At 46.5% G+C, this 19,968-nt stretch carries 22 protein-coding genes, 1 tRNA gene and 1 other annotated feature; of the genes, 15 read left to right on the plus strand and 8 right to left on the minus strand.

Going from position 1 to position 19,968, the window contains the following annotated elements:
• Positions 1–21: 21 nt before the first annotated feature.
• The 6 genes from secE (at position 22) to rplL (ending at position 3,723) form a co-directional block, all read left to right on the plus strand.
• Positions 22–255: a preprotein translocase subunit SecE gene (secE, locus tag NDI35_RS19055; RefSeq protein WP_333234828.1), complete on the plus strand. Its 234-nt coding sequence runs from the start codon at positions 22–24 to the stop codon at positions 253–255.
• Positions 252–890, plus strand: coding sequence for a transcription termination/antitermination protein NusG (gene nusG, locus NDI35_RS19060; protein WP_445314100.1), 639 nt, complete (start codon positions 252–254; stop codon positions 888–890). Before secE ends, nusG begins: the two co-directional genes overlap by 4 nt.
• Before the next feature lie 3 nt (positions 891–893).
• A complete protein-coding gene (rplK, locus tag NDI35_RS19065; RefSeq protein WP_006635588.1) occupies positions 894–1,319 on the plus strand; it encodes a 50S ribosomal protein L11 in 426 nt (141 codons plus the stop codon).
• A 251-nt stretch (positions 1,320–1,570) separates the two neighbouring features.
• Positions 1,571–2,284 (plus strand): 50S ribosomal protein L1, encoded by a 714-nt coding sequence (rplA, locus tag NDI35_RS19070; protein ID WP_445314101.1) that lies wholly within the window; start codon positions 1,571–1,573, stop codon positions 2,282–2,284.
• A gap of 108 nt (positions 2,285–2,392) precedes the next feature.
• Positions 2,393–2,566 (plus strand) — a sequence feature (ribosomal protein L10 leader region).
• 29 nt (positions 2,567–2,595) lie between these two features.
• A complete protein-coding gene (rplJ, locus tag NDI35_RS19075) occupies positions 2,596–3,192 on the plus strand; it encodes a 50S ribosomal protein L10 (RefSeq protein WP_445314102.1) in 597 nt (198 codons plus the stop codon).
• Between the two features lie 138 nt (positions 3,193–3,330).
• Positions 3,331–3,723 (plus strand): 50S ribosomal protein L7/L12, encoded by a 393-nt coding sequence (gene rplL, locus NDI35_RS19080; protein WP_445314103.1) that lies wholly within the window; start codon positions 3,331–3,333, stop codon positions 3,721–3,723.
• 165 nt (positions 3,724–3,888) lie between these two features.
• Here rplL and NDI35_RS19085 read toward each other — a convergent pair whose 3' ends face one another.
• The 5 genes from NDI35_RS19085 to NDI35_RS19105 all read right to left on the minus strand — a co-directional run bounded on the left by NDI35_RS19085 (position 3,889) and on the right by NDI35_RS19105 (position 9,451).
• Positions 3,889–5,517, minus strand: coding sequence for an FAD-dependent oxidoreductase (locus tag NDI35_RS19085; protein ID WP_445314122.1), 1,629 nt, complete (start codon positions 5,515–5,517; stop codon positions 3,889–3,891).
• A 180-nt stretch (positions 5,518–5,697) separates the two neighbouring features.
• On the minus strand, positions 5,698–7,365 hold the full coding sequence (locus tag NDI35_RS19090) for a ribbon-helix-helix protein, CopG family (RefSeq protein WP_445314104.1): 1,668 nt from the start codon (positions 7,363–7,365) through the stop codon (positions 5,698–5,700).
• A 60-nt stretch (positions 7,366–7,425) separates the two neighbouring features.
• Entirely contained in the window at positions 7,426–7,575 is a 150-nt protein-coding gene (locus NDI35_RS19095) for a hypothetical protein (RefSeq protein ID WP_445314123.1), read from the minus strand.
• Between the two features lie 21 nt (positions 7,576–7,596).
• A complete protein-coding gene (locus NDI35_RS19100) occupies positions 7,597–8,253 on the minus strand; it encodes a HEAT repeat domain-containing protein (RefSeq protein WP_445314105.1) in 657 nt (218 codons plus the stop codon).
• A 295-nt stretch (positions 8,254–8,548) separates the two neighbouring features.
• Positions 8,549–9,451 carry a phosphodiester glycosidase family protein gene (locus tag NDI35_RS19105; RefSeq protein WP_445314106.1) on the minus strand — a complete coding sequence of 301 codons (903 nt, stop codon included), beginning with the start codon at positions 9,449–9,451 and terminating at the stop codon, positions 8,549–8,551.
• A 70-nt stretch (positions 9,452–9,521) separates the two neighbouring features.
• Here NDI35_RS19105 and NDI35_RS19110 point away from each other — a divergent pair, with 70 nt between their 5' ends.
• On the plus strand, positions 9,522–10,331 hold the full coding sequence (locus NDI35_RS19110) for a pentapeptide repeat-containing protein (RefSeq protein ID WP_445314107.1): 810 nt from the start codon (positions 9,522–9,524) through the stop codon (positions 10,329–10,331).
• Positions 10,332–10,619: 288 nt separating this feature from the next.
• Here the strand turns inward: NDI35_RS19110 and NDI35_RS19115 are convergent.
• Positions 10,620–10,704: transfer RNA gene (locus NDI35_RS19115), tRNA-Ser, on the minus strand.
• Positions 10,705–10,918: 214 nt separating this feature from the next.
• On the opposite strand from NDI35_RS19115, the gene NDI35_RS19120 reads away from it, so the two are divergent.
• From NDI35_RS19120 to moeB, 8 genes are all read left to right on the plus strand, one after another.
• Positions 10,919–11,287, plus strand: coding sequence for a 2Fe-2S iron-sulfur cluster-binding protein (locus NDI35_RS19120; protein ID WP_333282553.1), 369 nt, complete (start codon positions 10,919–10,921; stop codon positions 11,285–11,287).
• A 34-nt stretch (positions 11,288–11,321) separates the two neighbouring features.
• Positions 11,322–11,837, plus strand: a complete 516-nt coding sequence (locus NDI35_RS19125; RefSeq protein ID WP_445314108.1) for a thermonuclease family protein — start codon at positions 11,322–11,324, stop codon at positions 11,835–11,837.
• Positions 11,838–11,940: 103 nt separating this feature from the next.
• Positions 11,941–12,756 carry an inositol monophosphatase family protein gene (locus NDI35_RS19130; RefSeq protein ID WP_445314109.1) on the plus strand — a complete coding sequence of 272 codons (816 nt, stop codon included), beginning with the start codon at positions 11,941–11,943 and terminating at the stop codon, positions 12,754–12,756.
• 101 nt (positions 12,757–12,857) lie between these two features.
• Positions 12,858–13,775, plus strand: a complete 918-nt coding sequence (locus NDI35_RS19135) for a J domain-containing protein (RefSeq protein ID WP_445314110.1) — start codon at positions 12,858–12,860, stop codon at positions 13,773–13,775.
• A gap of 448 nt (positions 13,776–14,223) precedes the next feature.
• Positions 14,224–15,459, plus strand: coding sequence for an ATP phosphoribosyltransferase regulatory subunit (locus NDI35_RS19140; protein WP_445314111.1), 1,236 nt, complete (start codon positions 14,224–14,226; stop codon positions 15,457–15,459).
• Between the two features lie 144 nt (positions 15,460–15,603).
• Entirely contained in the window at positions 15,604–15,831 is a 228-nt protein-coding gene (locus tag NDI35_RS19145) for a ferredoxin family protein (protein WP_006635695.1), read from the plus strand.
• A gap of 311 nt (positions 15,832–16,142) precedes the next feature.
• Positions 16,143–16,622: a M67 family metallopeptidase gene (locus NDI35_RS19150; protein ID WP_445314112.1), complete on the plus strand. Its 480-nt coding sequence runs from the start codon at positions 16,143–16,145 to the stop codon at positions 16,620–16,622.
• A 79-nt stretch (positions 16,623–16,701) separates the two neighbouring features.
• Positions 16,702–17,862 (plus strand): molybdopterin-synthase adenylyltransferase MoeB, encoded by a 1,161-nt coding sequence (gene moeB / locus NDI35_RS19155; RefSeq protein WP_445314113.1) that lies wholly within the window; start codon positions 16,702–16,704, stop codon positions 17,860–17,862.
• Positions 17,863–17,909: 47 nt separating this feature from the next.
• On the opposite strand, the gene NDI35_RS19160 is transcribed toward moeB, so the two are convergent.
• Together NDI35_RS19160 and NDI35_RS19165 are read right to left on the minus strand one after the other, a co-directional pair.
• The gene (locus tag NDI35_RS19160; protein ID WP_445314114.1) at positions 17,910–19,460 is read right to left on the minus strand and encodes a hypothetical protein; all 1,551 of its coding nucleotides are present in this window, start codon (positions 19,458–19,460) and stop codon (positions 17,910–17,912) included.
• Complete coding sequence (locus NDI35_RS19165) at positions 19,453–19,821, minus strand: hypothetical protein (protein ID WP_445314115.1); 369 nt, start codon at positions 19,819–19,821, stop codon at positions 19,453–19,455. Before NDI35_RS19165 ends, NDI35_RS19160 begins: the two co-directional genes overlap by 8 nt.
• Positions 19,822–19,968 lie beyond the last annotated feature (147 nt).

Genomic DNA, 19,968 nt, shown 5'->3' on the forward strand with positions numbered 1-19,968 from the left:
AATCGCAAGGGGGATTAAATCGTGGCGAAAAAAGACGAAGCTCAAGAAACTCAAGAAATAACGGCGCCTGGGTTTAACCCTGCGGGTTTTTTAAAGGAAACTAGAGAAGAACTCGACAAAGTGGTTTGGCCCAGCAGGCAGCAGCTAATCAGCGAGTCTTTGGCCGTGCTTTTGATGGTAATCCTCTCAGCAAGCCTGATCTATTTGGTGGATAACTTCTTTAACTGGGGCGCGGGAAAGGTGTTTGGGCCATGACTTTTGCATCAGAAGAATCAGAGTATTCCACAGAAGCGACGGGACAGCCAGCATCGCCAGATGTGCCGGAGATTGATGCTCGCTGGTATGCTGTTCAAGTTGCCTCTGGCTGCGAGAAGCGGGTGAAGGCAAACTTGGATCAGCGGATTCAAACTTTGGATGTTGCCGATCGCATCGTTCAAGTGGAAATTCCGCAAACTCCGGCGATCAAAGTCGGCAAAGACGGTTCCAGGCGACAGTCAGATGAAAAAATCTTTCCCGGCTACGTACTCATCCGTATGTTTATGGACGAGGATACGTGGCAGGTGATCAAGAATACCCCGAATGTAATTAATTTTGTCGGGGCAGAGCAGAAACGCCGCTACGGGCGCGGCAGGGGTCACGTCAAACCGCTACCTCTGAGTCATTCAGAAGTAGAACGGATCTTCCGAAACGCTCAGGAATCAGAACCGGTTGTCAAAATATCGATGTCTACTGGAGACCACGTTGTGGTACTTTCCGGGCCGTTTAAGGATTTTGAAGGTGATGTGATTGAAGTTAGCCCGGAACGAAACAAACTCAAAGTTTTACTCTCGATTTTTGGGCGCGATACGCCTGTAGAATTGGAGTTCAATCAGGTTCAGAAACAGAACTAACTAATGGCAAAGAAAGTTGTTGCAGTAATTAAGTTGGCGATTACGGCGGGAAAAGCCAACCCAGCTCCTCCGATCGGCCCAGCTCTGGGTCAGCACGGCGTCAATATTATGATGTTTTGCAAGGAGTACAATGCTAGAACCGCAGACCAAGCAGGTCTGGTGGTTCCGGTAGAAATTTCGGTTTTTGAAGACCGCAGTTTTACGTTTATTCTCAAAACCCCGCCGGCGTCGGTTTTGATTCAAAAAGCCGCTGGCATTGCTAAGGGTTCGGGAGAACCTAACCGCAAGCAAGTAGGGACGATTACACAGGCTCAGTTACGAGAAATCGCTGAAACCAAAATGCCTGACCTCAATGCTAATGATGTTGAGGCTGCAATGAAAATTGTGGCAGGAACGGCTAAAAATATGGGCGTGGCGATCGCCGATTAAAGGAAGAAGGAAGAAGGAAGAAGGAAGAAGGAAGAGTTTTCCTAGTCCAAGTTCCAAATTGCTAATCCAAAATTCCTGATTTTGAAGGTAAAATCTTCAATCCAAAATCCAAAATCCAAAATCGATCGGTTCAGGGGGAGAAGCAAAGCTTCGCTAGTAACCGAAAACTGGTAGATTTTAAGATTGTCCGATAGGTTCAATCTAAAATCTAAAATCTAAAATCTAAAATCGACTGACCCCAGGAGATAACAATGGCAAAGAAAGTATCGCGAAGACTGCAAGAACTTCAAAAGAAAGTTGAAGACAGACCTTATCTACCGCTGGAAGCTCTGCAACTTTTGAAAGAAACAGCAACCGCTAAGTTTGGCGAAGCTGCTGAAGCTCACATCCGTTTGGGAATTGACCCGAAATATACTGACCAACAGTTGCGGACAACTGTATCGCTACCAAAAGGAACTGGTCAAGTAGTCAGAGTTGCGGTGATTGCTAAGGGCGAAAAAGTTAAAGAAGCTTTGAATGCCGGCGCTGATATTGCTGGTTCTGAAGAGTTGATCGATGAAATTCAGAAGGGCATGATGGACTTCGATTGCCTGATTGCTACCCCTGACGTGATGCCGTTGGTGGCAAAATTGGGTCGGTTGTTAGGCCCGCGCGGTTTGATGCCTTCTCCGAAAGGTGGCACGGTGACGACTGACATTGCACAGGCGATCAACGAGTTTAAAGGTGGTAAACTAGAATTCCGTGCCGATCGAACTGGCATCGTTCATGTTATGTTTGGCAAGGCAGCTTTCTCAGCGGAAGATTTGCTCGTCAACCTTCATGCTTTGCAAGAAACTGTTGACCGCAACCGTCCTTCTGGTGCTAAAGGTCGCTACTGGCGCAGTCTGTACGTATCCGCAACAATGGGCCCGTCGATCGAAGTCGATATCAGTGCTCTGCGCGATACCAAAGTTGATGCTGCGTAGAAAGAATTAAGCAGAAGGCAGAAGGTAAAAGACAGCTTCGGCTGTCTGTGTAAATCTCTCACAAGATTTGCGTCATAGCCTTGCTATGTCTGCCTTCTAGTGATAGCCTAATCAAAAATCAATAAGCTGAAGACCGCAGGTGCCGATCGCTTAATTTCCTGCCGAGGCTGAAGAAATAAAAACTCAAGACTCAAAGATTAGAAAATTTCTATTTTTTAATTCTGACTTGTTAATTTTTAATTCTCTGCCCCGGCTCGAAGGTCGGGGTTTTTGACGGGCCATTTTCGATCCTAAAAGGAGGTGAAATAAGTATGGGCAAAAGTTTAGCAGTAAAAAATGAGATTATTGCAGACCTCAAGCAAACCTTGAGCGAATCTCAACTGGCGATCGTGATTGACTACACGGGCTTAACTGTTGCTGAAATCACAGATTTGCGTCGGCGTTTGCGTCCGAAAGGCAGCAGTTGCCAAGTGGCAAAAAACACGCTGATGCGAATTGCTGTTGAAGGCAACGAAACCTGGCAGCCGATACAAGAATTGCTAACAGGTACGTCGGCGTTTGTGTTCGTGCAAGAAGATATTGGCGGCGCGATTAAAGCTTACCAAGAATTCCAAAAAGTCTCTAAGAAGACTGAACTTCGCGGCGGCGTGATGGAAGGACGGGTACTGAAAGAAGCTGATGTTAAAGCATTAGCTGATCTGCCGTCGAAAGAACAACTCATGGCTCAAATTGCTGGCGCTATCAACGGTGTCGCAACCAAGTTGGCTGTGGGTATCAATCAAGTTCCTACTTCGATCGCTCGCGGTCTTAAGGCTTATGCTGAAAAAGACGGCGATTCAGCAGAAGTAGCAGCAGAAGCACAACCAGAAGCGCAACCAGAAGCAGAAGCAGAAAGCGCATCTGTGTAAGTCATTAGTAATTAGTCATTAGTCCTCAGTCATTAGTATTTAGCAATAGATAGAAGACTGGAGACGAAAAACTAAGGATGAATGAGCAAATCTCAAATCCGAAATCCAAAATCTACAATCGAACTAGGAGTTTAACGAATGTCTACTGCAACTGACGAAATCTTGGAAAAACTTAAGTCTCTGACTTTGCTCGAAGCTTCTGAATTGGTCAAGCAAATTGAAGAAGCTTTCGGCGTTAGCGCTGCTGCTCCTGTCGGCGGCATGATGATGATGCCCGGTACAGGTGGTGGAGCCGCTGCTGAACCCGTAGAAGAGCAAACCGAATTTACTGTCATGCTCGAAGAAGTTCCTGCTGACAAGAAAATCGCCATTCTGAAGGAAGTCCGCGCAATTACCGGTCTGGGTCTGAAGGAAGCAAAAGACTTGGTAGAAGCCGCACCGAAGGCAGTTAAGGAAGCTATTGCTAAGGATGCTGCTGAAGAAATGAAGAAACAGCTTGAAGCTGTGGGCGCAAAGATTTCTATCAAGTAGTTAGAAAATGTAGTTGATATCAATTCCGATGACACCGGAATGATGGTTGACTGTTGACTGTTGACTGTTGACTGTTGACTGTTCCCTAAAATTAATCGCGCGATAGTTAGATCTCTCGCGCGATTAATTATTTTTGGTGTAGGGAAAGGGCATTGCCATGTCCTTTTAGATTTTAGAGGCGGCCTCCATTTGCCGCACTACTGTTAAAGCTGAATAGGAAACGCCGGCAGTTCCTTCTCCTGGATGGGTGGAGTCGCCTACTAACCACAAGTTTTTAATTGGTGTGCGATTGGCAAATCCGAAGGGCCCGAAAGTTGGTATTCGCTGCCCGATGCCACCCACAACGCCTCTATCTCTCGCCGTGTAGCGGGCAAAGGTGCGGGGGGTGGCGGCTTCTTGGTGTACGATCGACTCTGGCGTCAAATTGAAATATTCGCTCAAACGCGCGATCGCCCCGACCGTATATTTTTGCTTCAATCCTTCATAATCAACCGAATTCCACCACATTCGAGTATCAGTAAATGACGAAGCGATAATTGTCGCCATTCCCTTCGGTGCTCGGCCATCTCCCGGATGACTGACTGAAACAAATAATGAATTATTCTCCCCAATCTCGCCTTTGTAATCGTAGAGAAACTGAAGGTGGGGCGGACAATTTTCTGGAATTGCGCTTTCATGCACTCCCAAATATATCACGAAGGCACCGGATGCGGGCGGCAATTTATCAACTCGATATTTGTAGCCTGCCATTTGATTTGGGAGTTGGTTGTTTGTCTCTGAAGTCTCTGATTTAACCGATAAATTATCTGTTAAATTATCTGTTGAATTTACGACAATCGGCTCGCTTGACATCAATTTTACTAGATTTTGCGCGGTCACGTTGGCAACAATGCGATCGGCTGTCTCTGTCCAAACTTCGCCGGTTTTTTGATTGCGAATCACTGTACCGGTGGCTTTGCCGTTGGCACTGACAATACTTTCAACTGTGTGCCGCAACAGGACTTTGCCGCCGTCTCGTTCGATCGCCCCTACAAGTCGATCGCTCAATACCTGCATACTTCCTTGTAGATGATACAATCCCTGCGGCTCTTGCGAAACTCCTAAAGCCGTCGCCGCGTAAAGTAGCGCCGTTTCTTCGGTATCAACTTGAGAATACAATTTTAACTGCAAATCCAGAAAAGTTTTCAAGCGCAAATTGTCGCCCAACCCACAAAGCCGCAAAGCATCTCCCACTGTCATAAAAGTGAAAGGGAAAGTAATTAGAGTATCGGGGCGAACTGCTTGAATTAATTGCCAGAAATCCCAGAAGTTTCTGGGCGGTAAAACTGGATCGCGCCCTTGAAATTTCCAGCTAGCTTTGAACAATGCAGACAATAATTGCCAAAAAGGTTCGCTTCCAGGAAACTGCCGCTGCCTTTCTTCCTGCCATTTTTGCGGATCTCGCCACACGCTAATGGGTGCGGTTTCTCCCGGCAAAAACACCGCACAAGCGGGATCGCAGGGTGTCGCGGCAGGAAGTTCTATGTCTAATTCTGAGAAAATTCGGTGGTGAATGCCTCCGGGTTCCAATCCTGCAACCTGCGTGGCGCCGACATCGAAGGTAAAGCCTTTGCGTTTGAAGGTGGAAGCGCATCCTCCGGGGACGATCGCCTGGTCTAGGACTAGCACTTTGTATCCTCTGCGGGCTAGCAGGGCTGCTGCTGTCAGCCCGCCGATGCCGCCTCCAATTACCGTGACGCGGGCCTTAGTGTCTGTGGGACTGGATTTGCCAAAAGGGGTGCGATCGCCTGTCATAAATTTATTTATTGTAATATTTCTTAATAGTATGCTCATATTTTGCAATAAAAAGCTCTTGTAGCGACAGGTTGAAATCTATCGCTACAAGAGGAAGGAGTCCGAGTTTAGAGGACGTTTTAGGGGTAAAGAGCTCCGGGCGCACCCGGAGCGTTAGACAGTGCCGTGTTGATTAGAGAATCACTGACGGCGCCACTTGTTGAGATAAGCTTCGCCAATCCCAGCCACAGCCTGCATTTGACCTAGCTGTTCCCGTAAAGCTTTGATGGTTCTGAGCTGTTCTTGAGACTGTTGCTGCAAAGCGTCGTAATTTCGCTGTATCGCCGCACTCTGGCTCAATTGATTTTCTAGAGAGTGCAACTTGGTTAGTTGAACTTGGAATTCGCCGATCGCACTTGACTTTTCTGCTAACTCGTGCTGTAAAGATTCGTAACTCGACTTCGACACGGTTTCCTGCAATTGCTGTGCCAAATTTTGCTTTTCGGTAGCTAATTGCTGCTGCAAAGATTCCAGAGCACTGGATTTTTCAGCCAATTGCTGCTGAAACTCGTGTTCCCGGTGTTCTTTTTCGGCGAATTGCTGCTGCAAAGATTCCAGAGCACTGGATTTTTCAGCCAATTGCTGCTGAAACTCGTGTTCCCGGTGTTCTTTTTCGGCGAATTGCTGCTGCAAAGATTCCAGAGCACTGGATTTTTCAGCCAATTGCTGCTGAAACTCGTGTTCCCGGTGTTCTTTTTCGGCGAATTGCTGCTGCAAAGATTCCAGAGCACTGGATTTTTCAGCCAATTGCTGCTGAAACTCGTGTTCCCGGTGTTCTTTTTCGGCGAATTGCTGCTGCAAAGATTCCAGAGCACTGGATTTTTCAGCCAATTGCTGCTGCAAAGATTCCAGAGCGCTGGATTTTTCGGCTAGCTGTTGCTGAAACTCGTGTTCCCGGTGTTCTTTTTCGGCGAATTGCTGCTGCAAAGAAGCGATCGAACTTTCGCGTTCACTCAACTGCTGCTGTAAACTTTCGTAACTTGACTTCGCTACTGTTTCGGCTAATTGGCTTTCGAGATTTTGCTTTTCGGTAGCGAATTGCTGCTGCAAAGAAGCGATCGAACTTTCGCGTTCACTCAACTGCTGCTGTAAACTTTCGTAACTTGATTTCGCTACAGTTTCGGCTAATTGGCTTTCGAGATTTTGCTTTTCGGTAGCGAGTTGCTGCTGCAAAGAAGCGATCGAACTTTCGCGTTCAGCCAACTGCTTCTGTAAAGCTTCGTAACTTGACTTCGCTACTGTTTCGGCTAATTGGCTTTCGAGCTTTTGCTTTTCGGTAGCGAGTTGTTGCTGCAAAGATTCGATCGAACTTTCGCGTTCAGCCAACTGCTGCTGTAAACTTTCGTAACTTGATTTCGCTACAGTTTCGGCTAATTGGCTTTCGAGATTTTGCTTTTCGGTAGCGAGTTGCTGCTGCAAAGAAGCGATCGAACTTTCGCGTTCAGCCAACTGCTTCTGTAAAGCTTCGTAACTTTCTTGCAGCGGATTTGGCTGTACGTTCACCGAGTCCAATTGAGTTTCTGCCGTTCTAGCGTCTTTAATTTCGCTTTCTTCGGCTGTTTCCCCTTCCAAGTCAGTGGCTTCTACCTCAGTTTCTTCACCTTTTTTCCAAGTGACAGTAACTTCCGTCTTGTCCTTAGAAATATCCAGAGCGCCTTGTGCCAAGCGTTCTAGGAGTTCCGACCTTGATATTCCGAGCTTTCGAGCGATCACGTTTAATCGATCGGCACTAGAAGAAGTCAGCGAAAGTCCGACTTTGACTTTACTTTCTGAATTGGAACTAACTACATTGCGATTTTTTTTGACCATTGGCATTTTCCTCATGCCAACCTACACTTATTAGTATAGTGGCTGAAGCTTGTATTAAAATTAATTCTTGTTACTTACCAATTGTGCCAGCTTGCGTTCCCAATTTAACAAAAATCCGTGAATATACTCTTCGGTCCATTCCTCGCCGTAGAACCGCGTGAACATTCCCTGACCCGGTTTTTTTTCGGCACGATACCGCAGATAGCACAGTTGAGCTTGTAAGCCGTTGTTTTAAAGCGAAGCTTCCAAAGTCGCACCTGCAACCCGATGATCTCGATCTTTTGCCAAATAGGTCACAGCAGCGCGAGCTTGAGGATTGTCAAATTTGCTCAGCGCGCGAGCAACTCGCAGCCGAATTCCCCAGTAATCCGAACTTACTAAAGGTAATAATTGCTGCAATGCCTCTTCTTGCTTCACAGTATTTGCCAGCAGACCAAATCCGTCAATTGCTGCTTCCTGAACTGGTAAATCTTCGCCGCCAAGACCGATCGCACAAATTTCAAATACTGCATCAGGACACTGCATTTCGTACAGCGGAGCCATAATGCTGCGGCGGACGAGCCAATTGTCATCACGGCGAAAAGCTTCCACTAAATGAGAAATTGCCTCGGTTCCGAACCTTGACAAAGAGTTAGCGGCTTCGGCGCGCACGTTCGGATCGCGATCGAACTGCATCATTTTTAACAGCGCCGCAAAAGCTTCCGCAGTTTGAATCTGCCGCAATCCCATCGCCACGAACGATCGCACCATAAATTCGCGATCGTCCACTTTGCTCAGCAACATCGGCAGCGCCACCGCCGAATCGCACTTTCTTAGAGCCGTTACCCCCCGCAGCCTGTCTTGAGAATCAGAACTTTGCAGCGCTGCTTGGATTTCGCTAATTTTCATAAGCCCATTATAAATTTTTGTTACGTTTCTTTACAATTTTAGCAATTATTCCCGGATTTTGGGCAGATTAAAAAAAAAATCACTGCTGAATAAAAAAATTTGTGGGTATTTAAGCAAAGTTTTGTATTAGTAATTAAGGCAATCAGTACCCTATTTATTTGAGTATTCGGAGGCATTATTTATTTTTTTAAATAGGTTTTAACAGCCGATTTTTTACAAGCAGCGGCTTGGGTACAGTGCAGAACAGAATCATTTTTAACTCCCATATTTGGAGAGCAAAGCGCCATTTAAAAGCCTAATTTTCCCGCGCATAAAATCCCAAATGATTGGCAATTGGACGTTCCTGCATGGGGATTTTATTCTGAATCGGAGCATTCAACAGTTTCGCTCCTGACGGCGATGCTACTGCAAAAGTTACCGACCCGCCGCCATCTAAATTTAGCACTGTCTCGGCTCCCAACTGCATCGAAATCTCAGTTATTTCGCTCAATTTCAGCCCTTCACTGTAAAGCCTCTGCTTGCCGTCTGCCAGAATTAACCACAACTTGTCGCCTGTTTTGTCGATCGCCGCGACGGCACGGGGATATGGTTTATCCTGTGTGCGTTCTTTTTGACTTTGTGCTACAGGTTTGCCATTTTTTACCAGCAAAGTATCTCCGGCAACTGCATAGGCTGTTCCCGCAGAACAAGTGCCGTTTTCGATTATTTGAGCGCGGTTTTTGGCATCAAAACAAAGGGCGGGAAAGTCTGGATTTGGTTGAGAATAAGCTTGGCCTTTGGCAATGGCGTGTCCGACATTATTTACTCGATCGCCACTGCGGGGATAGTAATCCCAAGGTGCTTTCTCGATGCAGGGATAAAAAAAGTTGCCGTTGACTGCTAATTGCAATTTAAATTCTTTCAGGAATTCAGTAGCCGTGCGGGCATTGGTTTCTGTTAAATCGGGTGTTGGGTTTCCGGGAGTGACAAAAATTCCTATTCCCGGCGCTTTTAGGTCGATGCTAACAATGTGAATTAGGGTGGGACGCGGATTAGTCCGAAATTCCCTGCGGTAGGCTATTCCTTGAAAGAGCGATCGGGCTTCGTTTGTTTGTTTGGGACGCAAAAAGTAGGGAATGTTGTAGAGTAGTATTGGTGCGAGCAATATTCCGAGACCGAGAATATGCAAAATTTGTTTGATCGTGGGTCGATAAGTCATACCATTTTATATTTGAGATGGGGACGGGAACACTGACAGATTTATATATTTTCCAGCATCCTGTACTAATATGAAGTATTCGGATTCCAAAAATTTTAGCAATCAAATTTTACGAAATAGATCGTTCCAAGGACAAGTTCTTAACGGTGCTGATTTCAGCGGCGCGGATGTTAGAGGCTGCAATTTTAGAAATGCTCAGTTAGCGGATGCGAATTTTCTAGGTGCGAAAATAGGGCTTTCTCGGCGACAGATTGCTGTTTTGAGTGCGGGGGCGATCGCGATTTGTTTGGTTGTGGGCGATGTTCTGACTCGACTGATTTTGGGAACTCAAGGACAATTACCGGGCTCTGGCAGTTGGCCTTTTGTTCTGTTGCTGTACGGGGTTTTGAGCGCTGCTGGTTTCGCTTCGGCGATCGCCAGCAAACAGCCAAAAACCTCAAAAGCGGGTAGATTGGCAGGAACAATTTCTCCTATTCTATCAGGAGCTTTGTTGGGATTTTTCTATGCTGGCACTGCAACTAATAATAATTCCCAGGCTGCTCTTGCTGGAATGGCGATCGGCGGGGTGTTAATGTTTTTTGTGAATTCCCGGATTCGTAGCCAATTTGCACAGGTTGCGATCGCATCGGCTGGAAGTGTGGCGACTTACGCAGCGGCTTTTTTGTTCACTGCAACGGCTAGCGCTTTTCTGAGCACTCACAAACTGTTGTGGGGTATGTGTTTCGGTTTGCTGTCGCTGCTGTATCTTTGGTTTGCGTTTGTGTCTTTCTCGGCTATTGTTCGAGAGATTAGAAATGCTGAGGGTACTTCCTTCAGAGGGGCAAATCTCGCTGATGCTAAGTTCGATATAAATTATCTCAACCTAAAATCTAAAATTTAAAATCTAAAATTCCCCGACTGATATTCAAACAGCAATTGATCCAGCATAAAGCGACGCTTTGCTGCAAACGGTGGCGATTGGTGTAGGTCACTATGGTTTTCTAGTATTGGCATTATATCTGGGCGTTTATTCTCGGGGCGATCGCCCTAAATTACACTCCAACATTGAAAAGCGAGCTCCCTTGATTTTTCTAAAAGAATTCAAGGGATCTCGCTCTAATCAAAGTATTTATCTCATATCAGAGATTTTTTTTGCAAGCTGTTTTTTTTGCCTGAACAGCTTGTTTAACGGAGAGGGAGGGATTCGAACCCTCGTTAAGTTGCCCTAAACACACTTTCCAGGCGTGCGCCTTCAACCGCTCGGCCACCTCTCCAGGGCTAAATTCATTCATTTAGCCACAGCTAAACTATCTTAGCAGAACAAATCTGATTTGGGAAGGGGTAACGGCATAAATTTGCTGTTTAATATGGGTAGGGTGTGAAACGGGCAGGCTTGGGTTCTCCTCCCTGGGTCGCAAACCCATTCATTTCAAGGATCTTGCCCCGCAAACCCCAATCTAAAATCTAAAATCTAAAATCTAAAATTCCATGACTAACTCTTACACAATTAAAATTCATAACAGACAGACAGGCGATCGCCACACCGTGCGAGTACCCGAAGACCGGTACATCCTCCAAAGCGCCGAAAACCAAGGAGTAGAATTGCCCTTTTCCTGCCGCAACGGCGCTTGTACAGCCTGTGCGGTGCGCGTCAAGTCGGGGGAACTGCACCAGCCAGAAGCAATGGGGCTTTCTGTAGAACTGCAAAAAGAGGGTTATGCCCTGCTGTGCGTCAGCTATCCCCGTTCCAACATCGAGGTAGAGACGCAAGACGAAGACGAAGTGTACGAACTGCAATTCGGCCGCTACTTCGGCAAAGGTAAAGTTAGAGCCGGTTTACCATTAGATGAAGAATAAGGCAATTTGATAAATAATCAACTACCAATTATCCATGCTTTATCGGTTATTTGCGATCGCCCTTTGTCTGTTGCTAGCTAGCTGCCAAAAACCAGAAATTCCCCAAGGTACGATCGCCAAAGTAGAAAGGGCCATCAGCGGCCAAACAATCGAAGTTATCAGTACAGCCAACAAAATAGCCTTATTAGAACAAATCAGGCTGATTGGTATTGATGCGCCGGATTTAAAACAGCAGCCTTGGGGAGAAGCAGCCAAACAAAGACTAGAACAGCTAACTGGGGGAAAACAGGTATTGTTAGAATCAGACATCGAAGAGAAAGACCAGTTCGATCGCAAACTAGCCTATTTGTGGCAAGATAAAAATTTGCTCAACGAACTGCTCGTCAAAGAAGGTTATGCCCTGGCCTCGGTGCGATCGCCCAACACCAAATATCAGCAGCGACTCATCAACGCTCAAGAATGGGCGAGACTCATGGGTAAAGGTCTGTGGAATCCAGAACGAGCATTGCGCCAAACTCCCGCAGAATTTCGCCAGCAAAATCGGAAATAGTCAGTTGACAGTTGACAGTTGACAGTTGGCAGTTGACAGTTGTCATTGGAAGCAATTCCCAATTCCCAATTCCCACTTCCCACTTCCCACTTCCCAATTCCTAATGACTGACAATCAACTGCAAAACTTCTTAGAAATAGCCACCGAAGCAGCCCTAGCCGCCGGTTCCGTCCTGAAATCTTTCTGCGGAAAATTAGAAAAAATTCAAGAAAAAGGCCGATCGGGCGATTTAGTAACAGAAGCCGACAAAGCCTCAGAAGCCGTCATCTTAGAAATTCTGGGCCGCCACGTACCCGACCACGCCATTCTCGCCGAAGAATCCGGCAAATTAGGAGATGCCAGCAGCAAATACCTGTGGGCGATCGACCCTTTGGACGGCACAACCAATTATGCTCACCAATATCCTTTTTGGGCCGTGTCGATCGGACTTTTAATCGACGGAATACCACAAATTGGAGTAATTTACGACCCTTTTCATAATGAATTGTTTCGGGCAGGCAAAGGATTGGGAGCAACCTGCAACCGATCGCCGATCGCAGTTTCCCAAATCCCAGAATTGAGAACCAGCTTGCTAGTGACTGGCTTTGCATACGATCGGCGCGAAACAGCAGACAATAATTATGCCGAATTCTGTCACCTCACCCACCTCACCCAAGGCGTGCGGCGCAGCGGTTCCGCATCCCTAGACCTGGCACACCTCGCGATGGGGCGATCGGACGGATACTGGGAACGGGGACTCGCCCCTTGGGACGTAGCAGCCGGTGTAGTCATCGTCTCCGAAGCCGGAGGTCAAATTACAGCTTATGACGGCAGTGCCTTTGAGATGAACTCGGGTCGGATTTTGGCCACAAACGGCAAAATACACGCCGAACTCAGCAGCGCACTGCTAGCAGTTCCTCCCTTATCTTCTTGGAAGTAGCGCCCCCCAGCAATAGATCGGGGGTAGTACGGGGGTCAGAACCCCTTGACTCAAGCTACATTAAATAATAGTGAAAAGCCAGGAAAGGAAGAGTAAAAGTTATGTCTTTTGAAATGACAAAAGGGCTGTTCAAGTACGACTTTACAGATCAGCACGCAATTTTGGGAATTCCCTTAGACGCCGAGTTTAACGACATCCGCAAGCGCTACATGAAAATCGCCCGCCGGTTGCATTCGGATACTTGCTCTTTTGAAAGCCAAGCCGATAAAGATTGGGCTAACCAATTTTTGTCAAAAGTAGTCAATCCGGCTTACAACAAATTCTCTAAGGAAAGCGATCGCAAAGAATACAGCCTGCTATTAGCAGCCATCGCCAAGCGCGTCGTTAAAGAACAGGCGAAAATGCAAATTGAAAGCGAAGCAGCCAAACAGTTGGCTACCGCTCAAAATTGGGAAGAAGCTTACAAAACCGCAGTTAGCAAACTCGCTCTCAAGCAGTACGAATCAGTTAAGGAAACCGAAGATGCGATCGCTCAAATTAGCGAACTCAACATGGTTTACCTGCTGCGAAAAGAGCGCCTTGGCGGTGGTGCGGTTACACCTGCTTCACCCATAAAAGATGTAACCCCAATAAAAGATCCAACCCCAACCCCAACCCCAACCCCAATTCCAACCCCAACTCCACCTCCGCGCCCAGACTCGCAGACCGAAGCCTATTGCCGGCGAGCTCAAGGATTCATGGACAGCAAAAGTTACGCCAAAGCAATTTTAGAGTTGAAAGAAGCGGTGAAACGCGATCCGAAACACAGCAAGGCTCACGCTATGTTAGCAATGTGTTACCTTGAACAAAATCAAGCCACAATGGCTAAACTTGAGATGAACAAAGCTTTGGCATCAAATCCTGAAGAACCGACGGCTTTGGAGGTTAAGAAAAAGCTTGAACAAGCTTCTGCCAAAGCCAAAAAAGGTGACGAGAAACCAGGATTTTTTGCAAGTTTGTTTGGCGGTAAGAAGAAGTGAGAAGTGGTGATTTGTGAGTCTTGAATTTTGAGAAAATGGTGAAATGTACAGCAGTGGAGTGAGCTCGATCAAAACAATCAAGACTTGGTGAGATCAAAGCCGGTGACATCGGAATTATACCGTCAGTGCGATCGTCCCGCGAGATCGGATGCTCCAGAAAGAGCGGGACGCTTGCACTGACCGGGAAAATGATTATTCCCATGCAAACGAAAACGCTATCACGCCTTAATTGGTTAAAGTCGAATGTTAACCTTGCCTGCTTCGACTTTAACACCGTCCCTAAAGCTAAGCTTCTAAGCCCAATCTAAAATCTAAAATCTAAAATTGATATGACACCTTAATTTGTTAAAGTCGAATGTTAAGCTTGCCTGGTTAGACTTTAACACCGTCCATAAAGCTAAGCTTCTGGGCCCAATCTAAAATCTAAAGTCTAAAATCTAAAATTGATATGGTTCACCAACCCCCATCGGGTGCAAGAGATTTATTGCCCCTTGACGTTGCTCAAAAAATTTCGATCGAACGGCGCTTACAGCAGGTTTTTCACCGCTGGGGCTATCACCGGATTATTACTTCTACTCTAGAAAGGCTGGAGACTTTAATGGCTGGGGGCGCGATCGACCGATCGACTCTGATTCAATTGCAAGACGCCGAGGATGGAGAACTTGGTTTGCGGCCGGAATTGACAGCATCCATCGCCCGCGCGGCTGCAATGCGGATGGCCGGGACTCGCTGGCAGCCTCAGCGCCTCTACTACAACGCTAACGTGTTCCGCAAAGGCCCCGATACTGGCTCAGGCGGGCAACAGGAGTTCTATCAAGCTGGGGTAGAACTGCTGGGCGCGGGGGGGGCGGTTGCGGATGCGGAAGTGCTGCTGCTGCTGTCTGAGTGCTTGCAGAGCTTGGAAATTGATGAGTGGCATTTGGTTTTGGGAGAAGCGGGCTTGACTGCAACATTGCTGGAACCGTTTCCGCCAAACGTGCGCCAAAAAGTTCGGGGGGCGATCGCCAATCTCGATCGAATTGCCTTGGAAACTTTGCCGCTGTCAACCGAATTGCGAGAAAGAGCTCTGCTGTTATTTGACTTGCGCGGCCGCCCAGAAGATGTGTTGCCAATTGTTGCCAAACTCGATTTAGATTTGCCACAGCAATCGGCGTTAAATAATCTCAAATCGGCGATCGAATTGCTGCACCAATGCCAGTCAAAAATTCCCAATCTAAAATCCCACATTCACCTCGATTTGAGTTTAATTCAAACATTTGACTACTACACTGGAATTGTGTTTGAAGTTGTCAGCAGCAGCAAGACAGGACAGCGAGTTTTAGGACAAGGGGGACGCTACGACCAACTGTTGGGACTGTTCGACCCCCAAGGGCAAAATTCCCCCGGCATCGGGTTTTCTCTGAATATTGAGGATTTGCACCAAGTTTTGCTGACAGAGGGGCAATTGCCCAGCCAGACGCCAGCTAGCGACTGGTTGGTTGTGGCTCAAACTCCTGAAGCTACTGCCGCCGCGTTTGCTTACGCTCGCAAACTCCGAGACTCTACTCACCTAGTTCGGGTAGAAATAGATTTGGAGAGTCGGGAGACAGCAGAGTCGGCGCGGGAATACGCGCGCGATCGACGAATTGCTCAAATTGCTTGGGTAAATGCCGAAGGATTGCCAACAATTGAAACGGTAAATTAGCCTAATTGGTAATTGGTAATTGGTAGTTGGTAATTGGTTAAAAATCACCCGGTATGATATTATGTATCCTGCTGATTGAGAGAAGGTTTTGCCAATTGCTAATTGCTAATTCCCTATCTAACTAAAATCTTTTGAGAGAACACTATGGCCCACACTATTGTTACGAATATTTGCGAGGGAATTGCTGATTGCGTCGGCGCTTGTCCGGTTGCTTGCATTCACCCCGGCCCCGGCAAAAATGTCAAGGGTACTGATTGGTTTTGGATTGATTTTGATACCTGTATTGACTGCGGTATTTGTTTGCAGGTGTGTCCTGTCGAAGGTGCGATCGTTCCAGATGAACGCCCTGAGTTGCAGCAAACTCCCTCTTAATTGCAACTTGATTGCAATTGAGGGCTAGATAGGTACATAAACTAAGGGGTAAGGTGCGCGACCAGGCGCACCCTACAGTAACTTTTTTATGAACTGCAGAGGGCGCAGAGGACACAGAGAATAGAAGTGAGAAATAGTGGAAAAATCTCACGTTTAGATATCTAAGTGCAGGTAATTAATGAGGTTACTTTTGTGAGTTCTTTATCTTCCCTTCTCTTCCTTCGTGTCCTTCGCGTCTTCGCGGTTCGTTAAAGAAAAAGCCCGATCGCACTTTACAAAAAAAACTACAATAAAATCTACAATAAAATCCTATGCAGCATATCGCACTTTCCGACTCTCACATTTTATCCATGCGTACCCACGCCGAAAGCGCTTATCCTGAAGAATGCTGCGGTTTGTTGCTCGGTCGAGTTACTGGCGATGTTAAAACTTTGGTAGAAGTTTGGCCGACTGAAAATGCTTGGAGTGCGGAAGCTGAGGAGAATTGGCCGGAAGAAAAAGGATTGACAGAAAGACGCAGATATGCTATTAAGCCCGAAGATATGTTGCGGGCGATGAAACATGGACGCGATCGCACTCTGGATATTATCGGTATATATCATTCTCACACGGATTGTCCCGCAGTGCCCTCAGAGTGCGATCGGACGTTGGCCTGGGCCGAATACTCTTATATTATTGTGTCCGTCCGACAAGGCTGTTCAGAAGACCTCCGCAGTTGGAGTCTTGACGGAGAGGGGAACTTTCAAGCAGAGGAAATTCTCGCACAGGAACCGACTGAGATTAAGAAATAATTAGTAAAAATAACAAACACGTAAAAATGCGAAAGATTCAGATAGGATGTAATTCAAAATCTGCGCTACACACAATATCATGCTAAATCCTAATCTGGATGAGATCCAGCTCAACAAACAAGAATACGAACGCTACTCTCGCCACCTGATCCTGCCAGAAGTTGGATTGGATGGGCAAAAGCGTCTCAAAGCTGCCAGTGTGCTCTGCATCGGTACGGGAGGCCTCGGTTCGCCGCTGCTGCTGTATTTAGCAGCCGCCGGTGTTGGCCGCATTGGGATTGTAGACTTTGATGTTGTAGACCATTCCAATTTGCAGCGGCAAGTAATTCATGGCACTTCTTGGGTTGGGAAACCAAAGATTGAGTCGGGTAAAAATCGGATTTTAGAAATTAATCCTTTTTGCCAAGTTGATTTGTACGAGACTCGCGTTAGTTCGGAAAATGCGATCGACATTGCGACTCCTTACGATATCATCATCGACGGGACGGACAACTTCCCGACTCGCTATTTGATGAACGACGTTTCCGTGCTTCTAAACAAGCCGAATGTCTACGGTTCTATCTTCCGATTTGAAGGACAAGCAACAGTTTTCAATTACGAAGGCGGCCCGAATTATCGCGATTTATACCCAGAACCACCGCCTCCTGGGATGGTTCCTTCTTGTGCAGAAGGCGGCGTTTTAGGCGTATTGCCGGGAGTAATTGGCTGCATTCAAGCAACGGAAGCTATCAAGATTATCTTGGGCCAAGGCACTACTTTGAGCGGCAGGTTGTTGCTTTACAATGCCTTAGATATGACGTTCCGGCAATTGAAATTGCGCCCGAATCCAGTGCGCCCGGTAATTGAAAAGTTAATCGATTACGAAGAATTCTGCGGCTTTAGTAAAGTAGCAGCAGAGCAACCGCAAGTTCCTGAGATGACTGTCAAAGAACTTAAGGAGTTAATCGACAGCGGTGCGAAGGATTTTGTCTTGTTGGATGTTCGGAATCCCAATGAGTATCAAATTTGTCAAATTCCTGGGTCTGTTTTGGTTCCTTTGCCGGATATCGAACACGGCGCAGGTGTCGCTAAGGTCAAGGAATTGTTGAACGGCCACCGCTTGATTGCACACTGCAAAATGGGCGGACGTTCTGCGAAGGCTTTGGGGATTTTGAAGGAAGCTGGAATTGAGGGGATTAATGTTAAGGGCGGAATTACTGCTTGGAGTGAAGAAGTAGACCCGTCTGTACCTCAATATTAAGGCTAATCTTTTTCTGGGGCGGGTGATTGGCCCGCCCGGAACGGGGATTATGTCGGCGGCAACTGTTTATTTCTATTTAGTAGATTCTTGAACTTACCTAGTAGATTCTGGGAATTGGCACTCAACATAACCACACCCCAAACTACAACCCCCGCACCGATACTAATCAACAATACCAACGCAAAAGAATTAATTCCCACCTTCAGGAAAGGCAAAGGAACCATCTGGTTCGGCGGGTCTTGTTTAATTAAATAAGGAGAACTGCCAGCCACTACCCCGGCTACTCCCAAACCAAAGCCGACAGCTTGAATCGTTACCTCTAGTTTGGCATTCCGATAAGCTTCTTCGATCGCCACAATAGCTCTAATTGCCTCGGTTGCTTGGTCTAGCAAGCCGGAACCGTGTTTGAAATAGCCTAAATCTGCTTGAATCTGCCTTTGAAACTGCGGGCAAGTTTCTTTACTGAATGCTGCGAGGAAACTTAAATCGGCATCACTATCATTGTACTTTTTAGCTGCTTTGATGTCAAGACTTATTTGATTTAATTTATCCTGGTAATTTTGGGCGTTAATTGCGATCGTATTTTGGCGAAACTCCAAATCAATCAGCATTCGGGCATACTTCACAGCCCGAGGCGGCATCTCAATCATCTGAGTTTCCAGATATTTTAATTCTTCCTCGTTTAAACCCGCACCTTTCGATTGCCTCTGCTGATATTGATCTCGCTGCAAATACTTAAAAGTCTTGTCAATATCCAGTTCAATTTGCTTGTATTCCTCGCGAGTCACGGCGTAAAGCTTGCGGCTGTCGTGATAAGCGCGAAGAATCTTATTTCGGTACAGAAACAAATCCATAAAATCGCTGTACCGCGTCTCATCCCAGATTTCATCGGTTGCGGAACTGTTGAAAAACCAGATAATAACGTGACAATAACTATCGGGCTGACTCGGATTACCATACTCCAAAATCGGACTGCCGAACAACTCGCCTTGACGGTAAAAATCCGGCAGATTTTGACCAGAAATCAACTTTTCCAGACACTGTTTGCCTAAAGCTTGGAGAAACTGCGAATCTGCCCGCGCCGCGTGATTTTGTTCGACACTCAGCCAAGCTGTAAGCAGCAGAGTTTGCCCGAAATAACTCTGCACGAAATCCGGCAGCAAGCAGTTATCGGGATTAAATTCCTTGAAGATGCTAACATCGACAGCAGGTGTTTTAATGCCGTTAACTTTTTCGGGAACGCGAATTTGTAAACCCAAAGCGTAGCTGTCATCAATCCGCAGCGGTTGGGCAAAACCTTTGAGGCTAATTTGTTGGTTTTCGTGGGAAATATTCTTAGCAAAAGCCAGAGAATTTCGCTGGCCAACAACTTCTTTTTTAATCAGGTTGACTCGCCATCCGGCAGGTTCGTCTTTTTTGGACAAGTAGCTGCCGTTGAATGCCTTACCGACTGCTAATTTAGTTTGCAAAATCTCATCGCACTTCTGCCACAAACGGGCGAATTCCACAGGGGAACTCGACTCTGATTCTAGGGGTTGGCAGAGGTGATAGGCAAACAAATAGACGTTGGGGGCATAGATTTTACTGTTTTCAGTCATTGTCTGTATTTGATTGATTCTCTGCATCGAGTTCTTTTTGAATTTTTTTGTAGCTATCTTCAATGCTTTGACGCAGAGTTTGAGTGATGTTAGTTAGTGGGTGAGTGGTAGGTGGGGTGGGTTCGCCCGCATCGTCGATTTCTTTTTTGTTTTTGCCGGCCGCAATTTTTAAGTCTTCTCCCAATTGATGACGGGCGCACCACTTGCTGATAGCCATAGCAATAGGAAACAATTGATCGTCTGCGAATTCTCCCATTTCTGTTTTTAATTCGGGTAAATCTTGCCATGCTGTCGGCATGAAAATACTCGGATTTTCGTGCAGCCATTGGAGAAAAGCATTGATAATTTTGTCAGGTTCCATTGTAATTACTCCCGTGATTAAAAAATATAAATTTGTAGATACTGTCTTGAACTGTCAAGGGGTCGCGAGTAAATAATTTGGGTCGAAAGGCTTTTGGGATTTTAAAATCCCAAAAGCCAAATGCACCAGTTTCCTCATCAGCGCACC

Source organism: Microcoleus vaginatus FACHB-2002, assembly GCF_040004035.1.
Taxonomy (GTDB): domain Bacteria; phylum Cyanobacteriota; class Cyanobacteriia; order Cyanobacteriales; family Microcoleaceae; genus Microcoleus; species Microcoleus vaginatus_C.